This window comes from Mucilaginibacter sp. P4_E8, from assembly GCF_056401495.1.
The window spans coordinates 1-2,231 of sequence record NZ_JBFUJG010000308.1 but is presented as its reverse complement, the minus strand read 5'-3'; the positions used below and the strand labels follow the sequence as shown (position 1 = coordinate 2,231).

The 2,231-nt window shown below is 37.3% G+C and carries 1 protein-coding gene; it reads left to right on the top strand.

Annotated features, from left to right (window positions below):
• Nucleotides 1–93 precede the first annotated feature (93 nt).
• Complete coding sequence (locus AC1DRQ_RS30810; protein ID WP_477429835.1) at nt 94–1,416, top strand: inositol-3-phosphate synthase; 1,323 nt, start codon at nt 94–96, stop codon at nt 1,414–1,416.
• Nucleotides 1,417–2,231 lie beyond the last annotated feature (815 nt).

Genomic DNA, 2,231 nt, shown 5'->3' with positions numbered 1-2,231 from the left:
ATGGGGTATAAACCTCAAGATCAACAAAAATGCAAACCCTGGTATAAAGCCAACAAGTGGCTTTAGCCTCAATAATTAAATAAAACAAGTACAATGAAAAGTAAAATTTCACCTGCCGAAGGAAAGCTGGGTATCCTTATCCCTGGTTTAGGAGCAGTAGCCACCACGCTGATCGCCGGCGTTGAAGCAGTAAAAAAAGGTTTATCGCAGCCAATAGGCTCCCTTACGCAAATGGGTCATATCCGTTTAGGTAAAAGAACCGAAAACCGTAACCCTAAGATTAAAGATTTTGTTCCATTAGCTAATTTAAATGATATAGTTTTTGGTGGCTGGGATGTTTATGAAGATAACGTTTATGAATCTGCGTCAAATGCAAAGGTGCTTGAACCGGCATTATTAAATTCGGTAAAGGCCGAATTAGAAGCCATTAAACCGATGAAGGCTGCATTTGACAAAAACTATGCAAAAAACCTTACCGGTACCTATGTAAAAGAAGGTACACGTTATGAACTGGCCCAGCAGGTGATGGAAGACATTAAAAACTTCCAGGAAAAAAATGGTTTGGACCGTGTTGTATTGGTATGGTGCGGATCAACCGAAACATACTACGAAGCATCGGCCATTCACCAAACACTGGCTGCTTTTGAGCAAGCTTTACTTGATGATGATAAGTTGATAGCTCCAAGCATGATATACGCTTACGCGGCCTTAAAACTGGGTATACCGTTCTCAAACGGCGCCCCTAACCTAACTGTTGATATCCCGGCTTTAATTGAGCTTTCAAAAGAAAATAAAACCCCAATTGCAGGTAAAGATTTTAAAACAGGCCAAACCTTAATGAAAACTATCTTAGCCCCTGGTTTAGCAGCACGCTCATTAGGAGTTCATGGATGGTTTTCAGACAATATATTGGGTAACCGCGATGGCCTGGTGCTGGATGATCCGGATAATTTTAAAACCAAGGAGGTTTCAAAATTAGGAGTACTTGAAGATATTTTTAAACCAGAAGATAACGAAGAGCTTTATGGTAACATTTACCACAAGATCCGTATTAATTACTACCCTCCGCATGGTGATAACAAAGAAAGCTGGGATAATATTGACATTTTTGGTTGGTTAGGTTATAAAATGCAGATCAAGATCAATTTTCTTTGCCGTGACTCTATTTTAGCCGCCCCTATTGCCCTGGATCTGGCTTTATTCRGTGATCTGGCAAAAAGAGCAGGCATGAGTGGTATACAGGAATGGTTATCATTTTACCTTAAATCGCCTCAAACTGCAGAAGGATTACGCCCGGAGAACGACATATTTAAACAACTGATCAAGTTAGAGAATACCTTGCGTTATTTAATGGGCGAAGACCTGATTACCCATCTGGGATTGGATTACTATGAAGAGGCCTTTGCCGAAGCATAAAGCAAACCCAACACAACTTGCAACCGGCCGGAGAAGGAAAAACCTCATCCGGCCCTTTTTTTTGTTAATGACTGTTAAAAATTACTTTTTATTTGAATATACTTTTAGCTTTATTGCAAAAGCTGCAATTTCTCCGGTTTGCTATTGCAGGTTTAAACATGTATATTTTAAAATAACAAATTGCCTGCCTCAATTTAAATCAATCTAACAATCAATATATTACGCAACCGACATTATAAGCGGCTGATAAAAAGCCTATAATATATATCAGATGCTGCCGTTTGCAGAGTAATATAATTTGACGGTAATATTTGCTGAATGTGCTGTTTTCATACTTAAAATGAGGAATATTTGACTTTTTGACCACATTAGTCTGTAATAAATTTTTCTACCTTTGAAGCGCAGTTACAAGCTGACGGGATAGCTATGTCAATGCAAAAACAAACTTTTATAAGCTGTTTTTGTGTTAAAACAGGTGGTGATAAGTGATGATAAAGATGACTAAGCAGGTGATATGATATTATGATCTGTTGTTTTGAGTTAATAATTAAATTATCCGTATTCAAAAAACTGATAGCAGTAATTATTTACAACAGGTTATAAAAATAGTTCGATCAAAAAAAGTTTGTATTTGCATAATTGCATAAAGTACATGGATTATAAAAAGTTACATAGAAGTTTATTTTTTTTAATATTCTTTTTTTCTGCCACCTCATTATTCGCACAAACCACCGTGGTTACAGGCACAGTTACTGATGCCGGTAATAAACAAACCCTTCCCTATGTAGTTGTTTCATTTACAGGCACCACAGTTG